The organism is Mycobacterium sp. 1482292.6 (genome assembly GCF_001672995.1).
GTDB lineage: Bacteria > Actinomycetota > Actinomycetes > Mycobacteriales > Mycobacteriaceae > Mycobacterium > Mycobacterium europaeum_A.
Genome location: NZ_LZKV01000038.1, coordinates 1 through 16,441 on the forward strand (window position 1 = coordinate 1; position 16,441 = coordinate 16,441).

18 protein-coding genes are annotated in these 16,441 nt (G+C 64.8%); 13 read left to right on the plus strand and 5 right to left on the minus strand.

All coding sequences use genetic code 11. The features are described from left to right. From A5624_RS02615 to A5624_RS02630, 4 genes are all read left to right on the plus strand, one after another. Nucleotides 1–3,359, plus strand: a 3,359-nt coding sequence (locus tag A5624_RS02615; RefSeq protein WP_156748757.1) for a thioester reductase domain-containing protein, incomplete at its 5' end; no start/stop codon positions are given. Between the two features lie 166 nt (nt 3,360–3,525). Continuing rightward, complete coding sequence (locus A5624_RS02620) at nt 3,526–5,076, plus strand: NAD(P)/FAD-dependent oxidoreductase (protein ID WP_197518906.1); 1,551 nt, start codon at nt 3,526–3,528, stop codon at nt 5,074–5,076. 58 nt (nt 5,077–5,134) lie between these two features. Next, the gene (locus tag A5624_RS02625; RefSeq protein WP_066861080.1) at nt 5,135–6,052 is read left to right on the plus strand and encodes an SDR family NAD(P)-dependent oxidoreductase; all 918 of its coding nucleotides are present in this window, start codon (nt 5,135–5,137) and stop codon (nt 6,050–6,052) included. A 66-nt stretch (nt 6,053–6,118) separates the two neighbouring features. After that, nucleotides 6,119–6,931 carry a phthiotriol/phenolphthiotriol dimycocerosates methyltransferase gene (locus A5624_RS02630; protein WP_066861083.1) on the plus strand — a complete coding sequence of 271 codons (813 nt, stop codon included), beginning with the start codon at nt 6,119–6,121 and terminating at the stop codon, nt 6,929–6,931. A gap of 59 nt (nt 6,932–6,990) precedes the next feature. Here A5624_RS02630 and A5624_RS02635 read toward each other — a convergent pair whose 3' ends face one another. Both A5624_RS02635 and A5624_RS02640 read right to left on the minus strand, forming a co-directional pair. Next, nucleotides 6,991–7,416, minus strand: a complete 426-nt coding sequence (locus A5624_RS02635) for a hypothetical protein (protein ID WP_066861086.1) — start codon at nt 7,414–7,416, stop codon at nt 6,991–6,993. A gap of 18 nt (nt 7,417–7,434) precedes the next feature. Further along, nucleotides 7,435–7,806 carry a hypothetical protein gene (locus tag A5624_RS02640; RefSeq protein ID WP_066861089.1) on the minus strand — a complete coding sequence of 124 codons (372 nt, stop codon included), beginning with the start codon at nt 7,804–7,806 and terminating at the stop codon, nt 7,435–7,437. 106 nt (nt 7,807–7,912) lie between these two features. On the opposite strand from A5624_RS02640, the gene A5624_RS02645 reads away from it, so the two are divergent. The 6 genes from A5624_RS02645 to A5624_RS02665 all read left to right on the plus strand — a co-directional run bounded on the left by A5624_RS02645 (nt 7,913) and on the right by A5624_RS02665 (nt 12,217). After that, entirely contained in the window at nt 7,913–8,386 is a 474-nt protein-coding gene (locus A5624_RS02645; protein ID WP_066861093.1) for a GtrA family protein, read from the plus strand. Nucleotides 8,387–8,470: 84 nt separating this feature from the next. Beyond that, nucleotides 8,471–8,755, plus strand: a complete 285-nt coding sequence (locus A5624_RS02650) for a hypothetical protein (protein WP_066861096.1) — start codon at nt 8,471–8,473, stop codon at nt 8,753–8,755. Between the two features lie 53 nt (nt 8,756–8,808). After that, on the plus strand, nt 8,809–9,549 hold the full coding sequence (locus A5624_RS02655) for an SDR family NAD(P)-dependent oxidoreductase (RefSeq protein ID WP_066861099.1): 741 nt from the start codon (nt 8,809–8,811) through the stop codon (nt 9,547–9,549). A gap of 99 nt (nt 9,550–9,648) precedes the next feature. After that, nucleotides 9,649–11,082 carry an FAD-binding oxidoreductase gene (locus tag A5624_RS02660; protein ID WP_066861101.1) on the plus strand — a complete coding sequence of 478 codons (1,434 nt, stop codon included), beginning with the start codon at nt 9,649–9,651 and terminating at the stop codon, nt 11,080–11,082. Between the two features lie 111 nt (nt 11,083–11,193). Further along, a complete protein-coding gene (locus tag A5624_RS27970; RefSeq protein WP_156748759.1) occupies nt 11,194–11,364 on the plus strand; it encodes a hypothetical protein in 171 nt (56 codons plus the stop codon). 175 nt (nt 11,365–11,539) lie between these two features. Further along, entirely contained in the window at nt 11,540–12,217 is a 678-nt protein-coding gene (locus A5624_RS02665; RefSeq protein WP_066861106.1) for a Crp/Fnr family transcriptional regulator, read from the plus strand. Here the strand turns inward: A5624_RS02665 and A5624_RS02670 are convergent. Together A5624_RS02670 and A5624_RS02675 are read right to left on the minus strand one after the other, a co-directional pair. Next, nucleotides 12,214–12,660, minus strand: coding sequence for a VOC family protein (locus tag A5624_RS02670; RefSeq protein ID WP_066861109.1), 447 nt, complete (start codon nt 12,658–12,660; stop codon nt 12,214–12,216). The genes A5624_RS02665 and A5624_RS02670 overlap by 4 nt on opposite strands. 37 nt (nt 12,661–12,697) lie before the next feature. After that, nucleotides 12,698–13,453: an alpha/beta fold hydrolase gene (locus tag A5624_RS02675; RefSeq protein WP_066861256.1), complete on the minus strand. Its 756-nt coding sequence runs from the start codon at nt 13,451–13,453 to the stop codon at nt 12,698–12,700. On the opposite strand from A5624_RS02675, the gene A5624_RS28850 reads away from it, so the two are divergent. Then, nucleotides 13,439–13,630, plus strand: a complete 192-nt coding sequence (locus A5624_RS28850; protein WP_156748760.1) for a hypothetical protein — start codon at nt 13,439–13,441, stop codon at nt 13,628–13,630. The two genes, A5624_RS02675 and A5624_RS28850, sit on opposite strands and share 15 nt — an antisense overlap. A 56-nt stretch (nt 13,631–13,686) precedes the next feature. Here the strand turns inward: A5624_RS28850 and A5624_RS02680 are convergent, their stop codons facing one another. Further along, nucleotides 13,687–14,025 (minus strand): nitroreductase/quinone reductase family protein, encoded by a 339-nt coding sequence (locus A5624_RS02680; RefSeq protein ID WP_066861112.1) that lies wholly within the window; start codon nt 14,023–14,025, stop codon nt 13,687–13,689. Between the two features lie 133 nt (nt 14,026–14,158). On the opposite strand from A5624_RS02680, the gene A5624_RS02685 reads away from it, so the two are divergent. Both A5624_RS02685 and A5624_RS02690 read left to right on the plus strand, forming a co-directional pair. Beyond that, nucleotides 14,159–14,512 (plus strand): UBP-type zinc finger domain-containing protein, encoded by a 354-nt coding sequence (locus A5624_RS02685; RefSeq protein WP_066861116.1) that lies wholly within the window; start codon nt 14,159–14,161, stop codon nt 14,510–14,512. Nucleotides 14,513–14,700: 188 nt separating this feature from the next. After that, complete coding sequence (locus A5624_RS02690; protein WP_066861119.1) at nt 14,701–16,314, plus strand: MFS transporter; 1,614 nt, start codon at nt 14,701–14,703, stop codon at nt 16,312–16,314. Nucleotides 16,315–16,441 lie beyond the last annotated feature (127 nt).

Below are 16,441 nucleotides of genomic sequence, written 5' to 3' on the forward strand. Positions count from 1 at the left end.
CGGTGCCCGTGGGGGTGGTTGGTGAGTTGTATGTGGCCGGTGCTGGTGTGGGGGTGGGGTATTGGCGGCGTGCGTCGTTGACGGGGTCGCGGTTTGTGGCGTGTCCGTTCGGGGGGCCGGGTGCGCGGATGTATCGCACCGGGGATTTGGTGTGCTGGACACCCGATGGGCAGTTGCGCTATGTGGGCCGCGCGGATGAGCAGGTCAAGATTCGCGGCTACCGCATCGAACTCGGCGAAATCCAAGCCGCCTTGAACCGAATCGAGAGCATCAAGCAGGCAGTCGTCATTGCCCGCGAAGACCAACCCGGAGACAAACGGCTCGTCGCATACCTCACCCTCGATCGCAGCACCGCACCTGACCATAACGCCGAAATTGTCGAAGAATGGCAACACATCTGGGACGACGTGTATGGAGATGAAGCCGAAGAGTCAGCGTTCGGTGCCGATTTCCGGGGCTGGAACAGCAGCTACACCGGTGACCCGATTCCGCGCGGGGAGATGGTGGAGTGGCGCGCGGCCACGGTGGATCGGATCATGGAGACGCAACCGCGACGGGTTTTGGAAATCGGTGTGGGTTCGGGCTTGTTGCTGTCACAGATCGGCCCGCATTGCGACCATTACGTAGCCACCGACATGTCGAAGGTGGCCATCGACAAACTTGGTCGGTCACTGGACCAACTGCAGATCCCGTGGCGTGATCGAGTCCAGTTGCTGACTCAGCCGGCCCACGTCACCGAAGCGCTTCGCCCGGGTTATTTCGACACCATCATCCTCAACTCGGTCATCCAGTACTTCCCTAACCGGGCGTATCTGACCGGCCTGTTGGACAACGCGGTCGATCTACTGGCCCCCGGCGGGACACTTTTCATCGGGGACGTCCGTAACCACAGTCTGCACAGGGCGTTCCAGGCCGCTGTGGCACTCGCCCGCACCGCAGGCACCGACGCTGCCGAGATTCGCGAACGCGTACACCGGGCGATCCTCAGCGACGCCGAATTGCTCGTGGCGCCAGAGTTTTTCACCGCCTGGGCCGCTAGTCACCCGGAGGTGACGGGGGTCGACATCCGCGTCAAACGCGGGTTGGCCGACAATGAACTGACTCGGTATCGCTACGACGTCGTCGCCCATACCGCTCCCGTCCCAGTACGCTCAGTGGCCGCTGTGTCCGCTTGGACGTGGAACCAATTCGATAGCCCGCAAGACCTGTGCAATCGGCTGACGTCCCGGCGTCCCGGTGCCGTCCGCGTCACCGAAATCCCTCGCACCGGTCTGGCCACCGACGTCCACATCGAACGAGCAATCACCGCGGGACTATCGCTGGACGAAGCCTTCGCCGAAGCCGCCGAAATCCGAAACACCGCCACGCCAGAACAGTTGCACCGGATCGGCCGAACCGCCGGATACCGCGTCGCCGTCACGTGGGGCGCCGAATCCGGAACCCTCGACGCTGTATTCATTTCAGCGAATGACCCAGCCTCCGCAGAACTCTCACCTCTGAGCGACCTGTACCTGCCCTCCGACGACACCCGGCATCGCGCCGCGCTCACCAATAATCCCCACACCAACTCCGCACTCAGCGCCCTGCGTGAGCGAGTGACCGAGCAGTTGCCTGATTACATGGTTCCCGCGCATTATGTAGTGCTCGACGTTTTCCCACTGACCATCTCGGGCAAGCTTGACCGGCGCGCTCTGCCGGTACCGGAGTATCGCGGCATCGACAGGTACCGCGCTCCCTCGGATGCGGTCGAGGAGGCCCTCGCCGGTATCTATGCCCAGGTACTCGGGCTGGAACGGGTCGGAGTCGACGACTCGTTCTTCGAGTTGGGCGGGGATTCGTTGTCGGCAATGCGCTTGGTCGCAGCGATTAACTCCAGGCTGAACGCCGACCTTTTGGTGCGCGCCGTGTTCGACGCACCGACGGTCACCGGTCTGCGTCAACACATGATCGTTGGCTCGATGCCCGAGGGCGAGGCTCGAGGACCCAGCTTTGCGTCCGTGCACGGTGACACCCCCACCGAGGTGCACGCCAGCGATCTCACGCTAGACAAATTCATCGACGCCGCCACGCTGTCCGCCGCGCCGACGCTGCCCGGCCCGAGCGCCGAAGTCCGAACAGTCTTACTGACCGGGGCAACCGGCTTCCTCGGGCGCTACCTCGTCCTGGAATGGCTGAAAAAGCTCGAACCGCGAGGCGGCAAGCTGATCTGCTTGATAAGGGCCGACTCCGACGAGCATGCGCGGCAACGACTGGATCGCACCTTCGACAGCAAGGACAGGGAAATGCTGCGGCACTTCCGTGAACTAGCCGCCGACCGTCTGGAGGTCATCGCCGGGGACACGAGCAAATCCAGTCTGGGCATAGATGCGCTGGCTTGGCAGCGCCTGGCCGCCAGCGTGGATCTGATCGTCGATTGCGCGGCCTTGGTCAACCTCGTCCTGCCCTACCGTGAACTCTTCGGACCCAATGTCGTGGGCACCGCTACTCTGATCCGCCTTGCGCTCACTACGAAGCTCAAGCGCTACACATTCGTCTCGACATACGACGTCGGCCGTCAGATCGAGCCCTCGATGTTCACCGAGGATGCCGACATCCGGCTGATCAGCGCCCACCGCATCGTCGACGACAGCTACGCCAACGGCTACGGCAATAGCAAGTGGGCCGGTGAGGTCTTACTGCGCGAGGCCCACGACCTATGCGGGATGCCGACTGCGGTGTTCCGCAGCGGCATGATCCTGGCCGACACCACCTATGCGGCCCAGCTCAATCTGACGGACATGATCACCCGGATGGTGCTCAGTGTGGTCGCCACCGGCGTCGCACCGCGTTCTTTTTACCAGCTGGATGAGGCCGGAAACCGGCAACGTGCGCACTATGACGGACTGCCAGTCGATTTCGTGTCTGAGGCGATTGCCGCGCTGGGCGCACAAGGCGCTGAGGGGTTCGAGACCTATCACGTGATGAACCCGCACGATGATGGCGCCGGGCTTGACCAATTTGTGGACTGGCTGATCGAGGCCGGTTATCCGATCGAGCGCATCGACGACTTCGGCCAGTGGTTAGACCGATTCGAGGTCGGATTGCGTGCTTTGCCGGAGCGACAGCGCCAACACTCGGTGCTGTCCATGTTGCTGGCGCTGATGGGTGACACCAAGGACCGGCGGCCACCGGAACCGACAGTGGGCTCCTTTGCGCCGGTGGATCGATTCCGAGCTGCTGTGCGCAAAGCAAATGTTGGTCCAGACAACGACATTCCACGTATTTCCGCGTCGACGATCATCAAGTACGCCACCGACCTGCGTTTGCTCGGGCTACTCCAGCCCGGTGTACGCGCCGAGCAAACGGACCTCTATCAATGATTCCCAACGCACAGGTGCTTGGGCGCGGCCGGACAACTCTTGCTGTTGACGGCCGGCAAGTGACGCCACCGAGATTCGCCGTGCTGCAACAAAAATGGTGCGCCGGGGGGTTGGGGCACGCCAACCGCCGCAACCCGATCGCTACTCACGGTGTGGATCGGAATCCATGAGCGCGGCGGGCCCCTTCGGCGGCGTCGGGACGCCCCGGATTGTGATAGTCGGCGCAGGATTCGGAGGCATCGGCCTAGCGGTGCTGCTGAAAAAAGCCCGCATCGACACCTTCACGATCTATGAACAGGCTGAGCAGCCCGGCGGCGCCTGGTGGTACAACCGGTACCCCGGCGCCGAGGTGGACACGGTCTCGTTCGTCTACTCGTATCCCTTCAAGCAACACCGGTGGAGCAGAACCCACGCCAAGCAACCCGAGCTTCTGCGGTACCTCAACGACACCATCGATGAGTTCGGCCTGCGTTCTCATCTGCACTGTGGCGTGGGGGTCAAGTCCGCGCGGTGGAACGAAGCGGCGCATATCTACCATCTGACGCTCAGCACGGGGGAAGCGACATGGTGCCATGCCCTGGTCGGAGCGACGGGATTCCTGAACATTCCGAAATACCCGACGTGGCCCGGATTGGATTCATTTCAAGGTCCCAAGTTCCACTCGTCGCGCTGGGACTCTGAGCATGATCTCCGGGATCTGACAGTCGCGGTAGTGGGGACCGGATCGACGGGGACCCAGATCGTGCCAGAACTAGCGCCGATCGTGAAGCAGCTCTACGTGTTTCAACGCGAGCCAGGTTGGGTTGTACCGAAGGACGCGCGTGATTACACGCCCAGACAGCGAGCCGCGCTGGGCCTCCCGTGGCGGTACCGCTGGGCGCGGGTGAAGTGGCTGGCGTTGGCCGAGGCGTTCTACCTTCGGGGTGCCCCTTTTCGGCAGGGAACGTTGTTTCATTCCGCTGGGCAAAAATCCGCCCTGAAGCACATTGAGAAGGAATTTCGGGACCGGCCCGATCTCAAGGAGGCGGTGACGCCCAGCTACCCGTTTTGGGGTAAGCGCTTGGTTTTCAACTCGACCTTCTATCCATCGCTCAAGCTCGATAACGTCGAGCTGGTATCGAATGCCGTCGCCTCGGTGACGCCGACCGGCGTCGTCGATGATGCGGGCGTCGAACGGCGCATCGACGCACTGGTGATGGCTACCGGTTTTCAAGCAACGAATTATCTCGGGACCATGGAGGTTCGGGGGAGCACCGGCCAGCTGCTGCAAGAATTCTGGCAGGAAGAACCGAAAGCCTTCCTTGGCATCACGGTTCCAACGTTCCCCAATTTCTTCATGATGTACGGACCTGGGACCAATGGCGCGGTAGTCCTGTCGATGCTGATGCACCAGGCCGGGTACATCGTCCATGCGGTCAAGCGGATGCAGCGGCAACGCATCACGGCGATCGAAGTGAAGCACAGCTGGACGGATCGATATCACGCGTGGCTTCAAAAACAGGTGAACCGCACGGTATGGGGGTCGGCGCACAACTATTATCGCGGAGCGACCGGGGCAATTGTGACCCAATGGCCCTTCGGCCCAGGCTTATACGGTTTGCTGGTGCGGTCGCTCGGCCGGGCGTCCGAGCGAACACGACGCCGACCGGCCGCCACCGGTGGTGGCGATGACGGCGCGGGCCGGGGCATTCCGACGGCAGCCGCAGGTGAAGAGTGACATTCGGACACGGTCGTCAGACCTCCCAACTGCCCTGTGAGTCCAAGGAGAACGACCGATGAGGACCAAGTGGACCGTCGTCGATATTCCCGACCAATCCGGCCGCGTCGCCGTCATCACCGGGGCCAACACCGGGATCGGCTTCCACACCGCGGTCGCGCTGGCCGGCAAAGGCGCCGATGTGGTGCTCGCGGTGCGTCACCCCGACAAGGGCAAGGATGCTGCGGCCCGGATCACCGCCCAACATCCAAACGCCAGCGTCGCGATACAGCATCTGGACCTCACGTCGTTGCGGGCGATCCGCAAGTCCGCCGAGCAGATCAAGTCGGTGCACCAACGTATCGACCTACTGATCAACAACGCCGGCGTCTGTTACACGGATAAGGCCCGCACCCAGGACGGGTTCGAATTGCAATTAGGCACAAACCATCTCGGTCACTTCGCATTGACGGGGTTGCTCCTAGACCGACTGCTGCAGACCGACGGCTCACGCGTGGTGACCGTCAGCAGCGTCGGACATCGCACCCTGGCGAAAATCAACTTCGATGATCTGCAGTCGGAACGCGCCTACAACCGCGTCAAGGCCTACGGGCAGTCCAAACTGGCAAACCTGTTGTTCACCTACGAGCTACAGCGCCGGTTGGCCCGCAACGGCACTGCGACTGTCGCGCTGGCCGCGCACCCGGGCGGGTCGAAGACCGAATTGCTCCGCAACATGCCGGCATGGATTCGGCCGCCCGCTCAAATAGTTTGGAACGTGTGGGCGCAGAGCGCCGAGATGGGCGCGCTGCCCACACTGCGGGCCGCCACCGATTCAGCGGCGCAGGGCGGGCAGTACTACGGACCAGACCGCATCTTGGAGAATCACGGCCACCCCAAGGTCGTCAGATCAAGCAAGCAGTCGCACGACCAGGCGCTGCAGAGCCGACTCTGGGCGGTGTCAGAGGAGCTGACCGGGGTCACTTTCCCGGTCTGACACACGGCGAGCGCATCTAAGAGTCAGTCTGCCTCGCCGGGCCAGGATGGCGTCCATACTGTACCGATGAGCGTCACAGACCGCTTGGGTTTCGATACGTGCCGCAGATCCATTGCGAAGTATTCGTATTCCCTTTGGAACCGCTACAACTCAACCCTCAGCCGGTACTGGTACCCCTTCGCCACGCGCTATTCCAGCACCGATGATCTGGTATTCCTCAGCTGGGGTTATGAGGAGGATCCGCCGATGGCCTTGCCGTTGGCGAATTCCGACGAGTCGGACCGATACTTCATTCAGCTATACCACCGCGTCGCCACCCAAGTGGATCTCACCGACAAGCGGGTATTGGAAGTCAGTTGCGGACACGGCGGCGGAGCCTCCTACCTGGTGCGCACCCTGGCTCCAGCTTCCTATACAGGGCTGGACTTGAACTCCGCCGGCATCGACTTCTGCCGCAGAAAGCACCAACAGCCCGGCCTGGACTTCGTCCAGGGCCACGCAGAGAGCCTGCCCTTCGCCGATCAATCGTTCGACGTGGTGATCAACGTCGAAGCCTCACACGGCTACGCCGACTTCGACCGCTTCCTCGCCGAAGTCGCTCGGGTGCTGAGCCCGGGAAGCCATTTCCTTTACGCCGACGTCCGCCGCCGCCTGGACATCGGCAATTGGGACCACGAATTGCGCAACGCCCCGATGCGGCTCGTTTCCGAAAGGAACATCAGTGAACAAGTTGCGCGTGGCGTAGAGAATAATCTGCCGGTCTTGAAAGAGCAGTCCCGCCTCCCGAATTTCTACGTCGACAGGTTATTCAGGAACATCTGCCAGAAACTCGAAGACGAGCAACTGATCTACCGAATGTACTGCTTCGCCACTGACTGATGCGATGTTGCAAAACCCATTATGAGCAACGGGTTTTCACACGCCCGCGGCCCGCACGCTTACGGCGACTCGTCGCCGGCGCCCGGCGCGAAGTCACCAAACAGCGGCTCCCTGCCCGCGGTCAGCCAGCTCGGCGCGAGGTATTCGTCGCGTGACAGCACCAGCGTGGGCGCAGGGCCCGACATGTCGTCGACGTAGTGGTGGCCGGGGCGCCCGCTGGCACTCAGCACCCGTAACTTCTCGACGATTTCGGTCGCCTTCCCGGGGTCCAGCCGCCACAGGGCGCGATCGTCCCAGAGTTCGATGTGGGCCGCACCGGCCTCGATGACAAAGTCGTGGACGACATCGGCGCCCGCCAGGCGTGACGAGCCCTCCCCTAGCGCGTCGGCCAGCGTCGCGAGCAGGGTGTCAATACCGGTGCCGTCGGCCGCCAACAACACGACGTCCTCGCCCTTGAAATCGGGGACACGCTTGACACGAATCATAGTGGCAGGACGGCGGATTCAGAATGCCATGTCATAGCAGACCCAGAGCAAGGGGCCGGCCAGGAGCGAAGCCAGCAGCGTCACGCCACCGATGAGCCGCCACGCGATGGTCGAGCGAAAAATGACCGCCGTAATCGCCGAAGCGGTCGACAGGACAATTAACACGGCCGCGATGACGACCTCGGTGCGCGCCGACTGCACCGCGGATTCGGAGGACGGCGGAAAGAACCCGGCTTCCAATTTGAACGCCAAAGCGCGGTTGCTCGAGACCGTCAGCAGCAGCAGAAGGGCGAGCATCATCGTCGCCAACCCGATCAGCGACAGGCATGCCCCAAAGATATTGCGGTTCGCCGGATCTATCGGGCCGGTGTAGTGGGGCATCTCGTCCACATTCCGAATCGTAGGGCGTAATCCGCAGCGAAAGGAACGATGCGCGATCGGTGGAAGTTGGCCAACTGATCACCCAATAGATACCTGGTCATGTCACCGTGCTCAGGTGCGAGCGGAACCCTCGGCCAGCCACTCAGGCGTGGCCGGCCGGTTCCACAACTGGTGCGAGGCGGTTGTCGGCCGGCTGCCGTTCGGCCTGAAGGCGGTCGTCGCGCCGACGCTCGTGGGCTTCTGTGTGATCAACGGTTTCACCTTCGGCCTCGACCTGACGATCCTGACGGGCTTGCGCAGCGGGCTCGCCCTTCCGGTGCCCATCGCCGTGACGATCGCTTACGGATGCGCTTTCACACTCAGCTACGTCCTCAATCGCGTATTGAACTTTCGGTCCCACGCCGCGGTCGGGCCTCAGGTGCTGACCTACGCCGTGGTGGTCGCCGTCAACTATCTGGCTTTCATCCTCGGGGTTACCACGGCGCTCGCGGCCATCGGCGTGCACTATCAGCTGTCGCGCCTGGCGGCGGGCGGCTGTGAAGCGGTGTACATGTACAGCGCGATGAGGTGGGTCGTCTTCCGGCGCTGAGCGGCCCCACCGATCCGGGACTTGGTGGCCGAGGTGTAGCCCACCCGTGACCTCCGCGCGACGGCGACGAAGGACGCTCGACAGGTGACGGTAATCGCGGTGATCGCCGCGCTCGCGACGGCAACCTGCCTCGGCTACTACGCGGGACGGCGGCCGGCCTGGCCGCCGCCGAGCTGGAGGAAGCGAACCAGCCGCATCGCCCTGAGCAGGCAGGCCATCGGCCTGCTCGCGATGATCGCCGTGCGCCGCATCCGGCAACGCGTGCGGGCCGAGCGCATCGTCTCCGACATCGCCGCCAGATACGGCATGAGAATAGTTGCGCCACCGCATCTTCGGCGCGGCAGCGTGGTGCGGTTGCGGTCCTGGTAGATCCCACCAAGTAGTCTGCCGAATCGACTGTCGCCAAGAAGGACGGAACGGGCATGGCTGCACTACAAGACAAAGTGGCGTTGGTGACCGGGGCGTCGTCGGGCCTCGGCGCAGAAACCGCAAAGTTGTTCTCCCGGCAGGGCGCAACGGTTTTCGGCATCGGCCGCGATGCCCGGCGCCTGGCTGACGTCTTCGCCGATATCGAAAGCGGCGGGTTTGCGTCGGTGGACATCGGGTCGGCGCAGGCCTGCCGGGACGCGGTCGAGCAGTGCGTGCGTGATTTCGGTGGCCTCGACGTCCTGGTCAACGTCGCCGGGCGACACCAGATGCGCCGCACCGAGTCGATGACCGACGACGACTGGGAACAGGACCTTGCGGTCAACCTCAACGGACCGTTCTACCTGTGCAGGGCTGCCCTGCCCCACCTGCTGGAGCGCGGTGGAAACATCGTCAACGTCAGCTCCATCGCCGGTGTCGAAGGCCAGGCCTACTCGGCCGGCTACTGCGCCGCCAAGCATGGCCTGATCGGCCTCACCCGCGCGTTGGCCGTGGAATACACCGCGGACCGCTTGCGCGTCAACGCGGTATGTCCAGGCGGAATGCTCACGCCGCAGATCGAACAGTTCAGCGCGCCAGACGATCCCAACTACGACCTGATCATGCGCACGGCCTCACCGCGCGGCATGATGCAACCCCTCGACGTCGCCAACGTCATCGCATTCCTCGCCAGCGACGCCGCGGCCGCCATCCACGGCGCGGTCTATCGAGTCGACAACGGCAAAGGCGCCGGGTAACGGTTCGAGCACGTTTGGATCACCCCCCGACACGTCGTGCGGCACCGCGCTTGCCGTCGTTGACAATTCGAGGCATGAGGCAATCGCGGGAGCCCGACGATGGCGCGTGAGATCTCGCGGCAGCTATTTTTGCGGGGCGCCGTCGGGGCGTTGGCCAGCGGCGCGGTCCTCGGCGCACCCCGAGTGGCGGCCGACCCGAGACCCACAGGTTGGGAGGGGCTGTCCACGGCGCTCGGCGGGAAGGTGGTGCTTCCGGACAGCCCCCAATTCGCCGGAGCCAAGCAGGTTTTCAACACCAACTACAACGGGTCGACGCCGGCGGCGGTCGTCACCCCGACATCGGCGGCCGACGTTCAGAAGGCGATGGCCTTCGCGGCAGCCCACAACCTGAAGGTCGCCCCCCGCAGCGGCGGACACTCCTATATCGGCGCGTCGACCGCGAACGGAACCATGGTGCTCGACCTGCGCCAACTGCCCGGGGACGCCAACTACGACGCCGCGACGGGACAGGTCACGGTGACGCCGGCCACGAGTCTGTACACGATGCACCGGACGCTGGCCGCTGCCGGTCGGGGCATCCCCACCGGTACCTGCCCGTCAGTCGGTGCCGCCGGGCATGCGCTCGGTGGCGGCATGGGGGCCCAATCCCGGCATGCCGGCCTGCTCTGTGACCAGCTGACGTCGGCGTCGGTGGTGCTGCCCAGCGGTCAAGCGGTCACCGCGTCCGCCGCCAGCAATCCCGACCTGTTCTGGGCGCTGCGCGGCGGCGGTGGCGGCAACTTCGGCGTGACCACCTCCCTGACCTTCGCCACGTTTCCCACCAAAGACGTCGACGTCGTCAACCTCAACTTCCCGCCGCAGTCCTTCGCGCAGGTCCTCGTCGGTTGGCAGAACTGGTTGCGCACCGCCGACCAGAACAGTTGGGCGTTGGCGGACGCCACCGTCGACGCGATGGGTGTGCATTGCCGGATCCTGGCGACCTGCCCGGCCGGGTCAGGCAACAGCGCCGCGGCCGCGATCACCCAGGCGGTGGGGCTGCAGCCGTCGGGCACGGAGAACCACACGTTCAACTACCTGGACCTGGTGAACTATCTGGCCGTCGGCAATCTCAACCCGTCACCGCTCGGCTATGTCGGTGGATCAGACGTCTTCACCACCGTCAACGCGGGCGTGGCGCAGGGGATCGCCGCGGCGGTCAATGCGTTTCCCCGCGGCGCCGGGCGCATGCTGGCCATCATGCACGCGCTGGACGGTGCCCTCGCCACGGTGGCGCCCGGAGCCACCGCTTTTCCGTGGCGGCGCCAGTCGGCGCTGGTGCAGTGGTATGTGGAAACGGGCGATCCCGCGGCCGCGACCAACTGGCTTACCACGGCACATCAAGCCGTGCAACAGTATTCGGTCGGCGGCTATGTCAACTACATCGAGGCCAACCAGTCGCCCTCGCGCTATTTCGGCCCGAACCTATCGCGGCTGAGCGCCGTGCGGCAGAAATACGATCCCGGCCGGATCATGTTTTCGGGGCTCAACTACTAGGGCCGAACGCCGTCCCGGGCCCGGCGTCCATGGGCAGTCGACACTCGGTGGTTAGACCGGCTTGGCACGGGGTACTTCCAGTGTGTCTTCGGCGAGTGAAGGGTTTAGCGAATGGCAATCGAGCACGGTCGTGCGCGGTGCCCCCGCTGCATGGCGTGGGCGCAGTACCGGTTTCTGGAACGCGATGACCACAAGCTCGAGTATCAGGTCGATTGTGATGCATGCGGAAACCTGTACTCCGAGGTGACCATCGCGTCGACCGTCACCACGTCGGCGGCATAAGCGGCCCGCTCCGCCCACTCAACGGCGCGTCGCTGCACGTCCAGCCCGCGGCCTGACCTGCCGCGTTACGAATCTCGGGCCTGGTGTAAAGTCTGGACAGCGAGCCAAGACGCCCCCACTCTGGAGCAGCGCCTAGCGCGCGCAACGCCGTGCGAAACGCGTTGAAAGGGGCGGCGTGAACGAAGTATTGGCGCGAGCCGGCATCTTCCAGGGGATCGCTCCCGATGCGGTCGAGGCGTTGGCTCGCCACCTGGAGCACGTGTCGTTTCCGCGCCGGCGCACCGTCTTCGTCGAGGGCGAGCTGGGCGATGACCTCTACGTCATCCTGTCGGGTGCGGTGAAGATCCGCCATCAGACCACAGACGGTCGCGAAACCGTCTTCGCGGTGCTGGGTCCCGGGGACGTGTTCGGTGAGCTGGCGCTCTTCGATCCCGGCCCGCGGACCTCCACGGTGATCACCCTGACCGAGGTGGAAGCGGTCAGGATGGACCGTCGCGCGTTGCGGACATGGATTGTCGAACGGCCCGAAATTGCCGAGCAGCTGCTGCGGGTGCTGGCGCGCCGGCTTCGGCATACCAACAACACGCTGTGCGACCTGATCTTCACCGATGTCCCCGCCCGGGTGGCCAAGCAAATCCTGGACCTGGCAATGCGTTTCGGCACCAGCAGCGGGGGATCGGTGCTCGTCGAGCACCACCTCACGCAGAAGGAACTCGCCCAACTCGTTGGCTCGTCGCGCGAAACCGTCAACAAAGCCCTGTCCGACTTCACCCAACGCGGATGGATCCGCCAGCAGGGCAAGGCCCTCATCATCGACCAACCCGCGAAACTGGCCCGCCGCGCCAGGGCTTAACGCCCCGCGTGCGCCAAGGGCACGGGCGCCGGCATCAGGACGATCGTCCACGCGTCCGGGTCGAGAAAGGCTATCGCCCCATTGCGGGCCCACCACGGGTTGTCGAGCACGACCTGCTCGGCTCCCGCGTCGCGGCACCTGCTCGCGACCGCTTGCTGATCGTCAGCCGAGTTGAAGTAGAACACCAGCAGGTTCTCCCGCGTCGGCGCGGTTCCGTCGATACCGTCGCGATGGGCGACGAACTCGAGGTTGTATTGATCGCCGGGCAGCCCGAACATGACGACCGCCCATTCGCCGTCATCCGCGGAATGCAGCTGGGGCAGCGACAACACGTCCCGGTAGAACCGGACTATCCGCTGCAGCTGGGCCGTGGGTCGGGCCACCCGGACCTGCACTGCGGGCAACGCCGACGGCCACGAACCGACACTAGGCATCTCAGGCATGCGGGCCCCTCTCTGGAATGCATAGACGAGTCAAACCCTAAGTGATCGACCAGAATTCAAGCAGGGTCCGCAAGGTCGCGACGAGGGGGAGCGGCTGGTCCAGCATCGGGTGGTGGCCGGCCAGGGCCAATTCCACGAACGGGCCACGCAGCTGAAGCAGGGAACGGATGCGTTCGGCCATCGCGGGAGGCACCAGCCCGGCCTCACACCGCAAATAGCCTACCCGGCAACGCATCGCGGCCAGCATGGTCTCCAGCGACTCCTCGTCGGCCGGTGTCGGTTCGAGAAATTCACCGCCGTAGATCGCCGGGTCGAACTTCCAGATCCAGCCCTCGTCGGTTTTGCGCACCGACTCGGCCGCTATGTGCTGTCGGATGTAGGGCAGGAGCAACTCCTGGGCGGGCACCGCCGTAAAGCGGGCCAGGATCTCATCTTTCGTCCGGTATTGGTTGTGCTTGTGCCTGCGCAGCCGCCCTTCCTCCGGGGCGCGCTCCCACAACGGGGAGTCGATCACCAGCATGCTGTTGATTTGGGGGCTGTAGTGCATCGCCGCCGTGGATACGACCCAACCGCCCATGCTGTGGCCGATGATGGTTGGTCGTCCGGCGGGTCCCGCGGCCGCCGCGGCCGCCATCACTTCGCTCGCCCACGTTCGCAAGTCGTAGCTGCCACGGGCTTCGCTGTCCCCGTGCCCGGAAAGATCCGGTGCGATCACCCGATGGGTTTGGAGAAAGAACGGCGCGATGTGATCCCACCAACCCGAGTGCGCTCCACCACCGTGGACGAGGACCACGGGCGGTTGATCGGCATCACCCCAGACGCGCAGATGTATGCGGCAACCGTCGACGTCCACGTCGACGTGGTCCGGCCTGTGATTCAGTGCTGCGGTGAACCAGGCTGGCGTGATCGGCATCTGGCGCGAACGGGCAAACAGTTTTCGACCTCCGAGGACTCAAACACCCTGTCGTGAAGCAGTTTCCGCTCGGTGCCGCCCACGGCGGTTCGCCCGGTTGGGCATTATGGAGTTCACGAATGCGCCTCGGCGAGCCGCACCGTGACGGTTACGCGTCCTCTTTCATCCTGCTTGGCGACGGCATGTCCAGCGCGGTCGGCCCCGTCGAGGCGCAAGGTCAGGGGTCCGCCGGTGTTCAGGAAGTTGCGCCACCACGTCTTCGCCTCGGGTATGCCGACGCCGATGACGATCTCGTTCCCGCTACGTCGATAGGACACCGGGATGCTGAAGGTGCGCCCGGAGCGTCTACCCGTGTAGGTCAGCATGGTGATGTTGCGGTTGAGCAGTCCGCCGAAGCGGCGGGAGTTGGCCAGCGCGGCTATCGGCGCATTGAAAAGGGGCGCGGCTCGCATCAGGAGGCGGCCAAGTTGTTCGGAACGCACGTGGAAAGTATCGCAGCAAACGTGGTGCCGGCCGCAGGGACAAGCGGGTAGCATCCCCGCGCAGATGCGCTAACAGCTGCCATGCACGAGGGAGGGGGCGCCGATGACTGCTCCTGTCGACCCTTCGGTACCGCCCAGCGGCGTGGGCTGCCTCGAGTGCGACGCGACCGGCGGTTGGTGGGTGCACCTGCGTCGTTGTGCGGCTTGCGGGCACATCGGCTGCTGCGACGACTCGTTCTCTCGCCATGCGACCAAGCACTGGCAGCAGACCGGGCATCCGATCATCCGGTCATTCGAGCCGGGCGAGGATTGGTTCTGGAACTACGAGGCCAACGACTACTACGAGGGTCCCGAGCTCGCGCCGCCCGAGTGCCGCCCCGAGGATCAGTCGGTTCCCGGGCCGCGCGGGCGGGTTCCACACAACTGGTTCGAGCTGCTGCGCCATCGAGACGGCTAACGCTTCGCGTGGCGGGCGTGCGGGGCCCGGTTTAGACTCTTAATCCCGCTACCACGCGAAAGGCGTTCTGTCATGCCAGAGGTCGATCTCGGCTCGCCGTTGGTATTCGCCGACCCCCTCGCGTGTGTGGCCGCCGATGCGCTTCGCTGTGGTATGCGGTTCGAGCACGGTGGTGGCCCGCAGATCCAATGGTGATTCAGGATCGGGAGAGCGCCGAGGCTGAGCAGCCGTCGGCATGGGCACCGCTCCGCAACCGCGTGTACCGCAGCCTGTTCATCGCGCAGCTGGCGTCCAACGTCGGGACATGGATGCAAAGCGTTGCGGCCCAATGGTTCTTGGTGGAAAAGCACAGTAGCGACGTCATCGTGGCGCTGGTGCAGACTGCGAGCCTCGGACCGACGCTGCTGCTAGGTCTTTGCGCCGGCGTACTCGCCGACCTGTTCGACCGGCGGCGGTTGCTCTTTGTCCTGCAGTCCTACGCGGTGCTGGTCGCCTTGGCGCTGGCAGTGCTGACCTACCTCGGGCGGATGACCCCGACGTCGCTGCTGGCGTTCACCGTGGCCATCGGTTGCGCGTCCGCACTGGCCGGGCCGGCCTGGCAGGCGATCCAGCCCGAGGTCGTCCCTCGCGCGCAGATACCGGCCGCTTCGACCCTGGGCAGCGTCGCGGGCAACGCCGCACGAGCGATCGGACCGGCGATCGGGGGTGTCGTGGTGGCCGTGTCCGGACCCGCGGCGGCCTTTGCCATCAACGCGGTGTCGTTCGCCGGAATCATCGTTGCCCTCGCCGCCTGGAAGCGGCCCAAGCAATTCGCCCCGTTGGAGCGGGAACATTTCGGCCACGCCATCCTCACCGGTCTGCTCTATGTCGACAACAGCCCCATCTTCCGCAGGATCCTGTTGCGCGCGGTGCTTTTCCTGTTTCCGGCGTCGGCCGTGCTCGCCCTGCTGCCGGTGGCCGCGGCACACCGGTGGCACCTGGGCGCCAGCGGCTACGGGGTGGCGCTGGCGGCGATCGGCTTGGGGGCGGTGCTTTCGGTGGCGTTTGCCGCACGGTTACGCCAGCAGGTTTCCGATAACGTCCTGCTGGCCGGGTCGGCCGCCGTGTACGCCTTGGCACCGCTGGCGGTGGCGTGGCTGCCGTTCGCCGCGGCGACTCCGATCTTGGTGCTGTCCGGTGCGTCATGGCTGATCACCCTGACGACGTTGAACGCCGCGGCGCAGCTTTCCCTGCCGCGTTGGGTGCGCGCTCGGGGCCTCGCGGTGTATCTGCTCGTCGCGACCGGATCTCAGGCGATCGGCTCCTACGTCTGGGGTGCGCTCGCCACGCGGGCGGGGATGCACACCGCGCTGATCGGGTCGGCGGTGGTGCTCGGCGTCGTCGCCCTCAGCATCTTCATCCTCCCGCTGCTGCCCTGCACCGGGACGCTGAGCGTCGACGTTTCCACCGCCTGGCCGTCACCCACACTGGTGTTCGAACCATGCCCGCAGGATGGGCCGGTGCTGGTGACCGTCCGCTATCAGGTTCCGCCCGCGAACCGCCACGACTTCACCGAAGCGATGCGCGCGGTCAGGCAGTCCCGCCTGCGGACCGGCGGACACAGTTGGCGCCTGTATCACAGTGTCGGACAACCGGATACGTTTCTCGAGAGGTTTACGGTGGCCTCCTGGACCGAATTCGAGCGCCAGCGCACCGAGCGCTGGCTGGAATACGACACCGAGGGTGTCACCAAGGCAATGGGTTACACCGTGGACCGCAGTCGACAGCACGAGTACTTCCTGGCGCTGCGATTACGCCGCTGAACCGCGGGGGACGGTTGGAGCGATCCCGTGAGCCTTGACGCCGCATGGGCGGCTCCGGCCGAGCACGGCTACGACGCGACGACACGAACGACATCGCGGCAAGGGCCGGCGTCCGCAAGGACGAGAA

Coding starts and splice junctions, on each gene's coding strand:
- A5624_RS02620 (WP_197518906.1), top strand. CDS start 3,526: ATGAGCGCGGCGGGCCCCTTCGGCGGCGTCGGGACGCCCCGGATTGTG.
- A5624_RS02625 (WP_066861080.1), top strand. CDS start 5,135: ATGAGGACCAAGTGGACCGTCGTCGATATTCCCGACCAATCCGGCCGC.
- A5624_RS02630 (WP_066861083.1), top strand. CDS start 6,119: ATGAGCGTCACAGACCGCTTGGGTTTCGATACGTGCCGCAGATCCATT.
- A5624_RS02635 (WP_066861086.1), bottom strand. CDS start 7,416: ATGATTCGTGTCAAGCGTGTCCCCGATTTCAAGGGCGAGGACGTCGTG.
- A5624_RS02655 (WP_066861099.1), top strand. CDS start 8,809: ATGGCTGCACTACAAGACAAAGTGGCGTTGGTGACCGGGGCGTCGTCG.
- A5624_RS02660 (WP_066861101.1), top strand. CDS start 9,649: ATGGCGCGTGAGATCTCGCGGCAGCTATTTTTGCGGGGCGCCGTCGGG.
- A5624_RS27970 (WP_156748759.1), top strand. CDS start 11,194: ATGGCAATCGAGCACGGTCGTGCGCGGTGCCCCCGCTGCATGGCGTGG.
- A5624_RS02670 (WP_066861109.1), bottom strand. CDS start 12,660: ATGCCTGAGATGCCTAGTGTCGGTTCGTGGCCGTCGGCGTTGCCCGCA.
- A5624_RS02680 (WP_066861112.1), bottom strand. CDS start 14,025: ATGCGAGCCGCGCCCCTTTTCAATGCGCCGATAGCCGCGCTGGCCAAC.
- A5624_RS02685 (WP_066861116.1), top strand. CDS start 14,159: ATGACTGCTCCTGTCGACCCTTCGGTACCGCCCAGCGGCGTGGGCTGC.
- A5624_RS02690 (WP_066861119.1), top strand. CDS start 14,701: ATGGTGATTCAGGATCGGGAGAGCGCCGAGGCTGAGCAGCCGTCGGCA.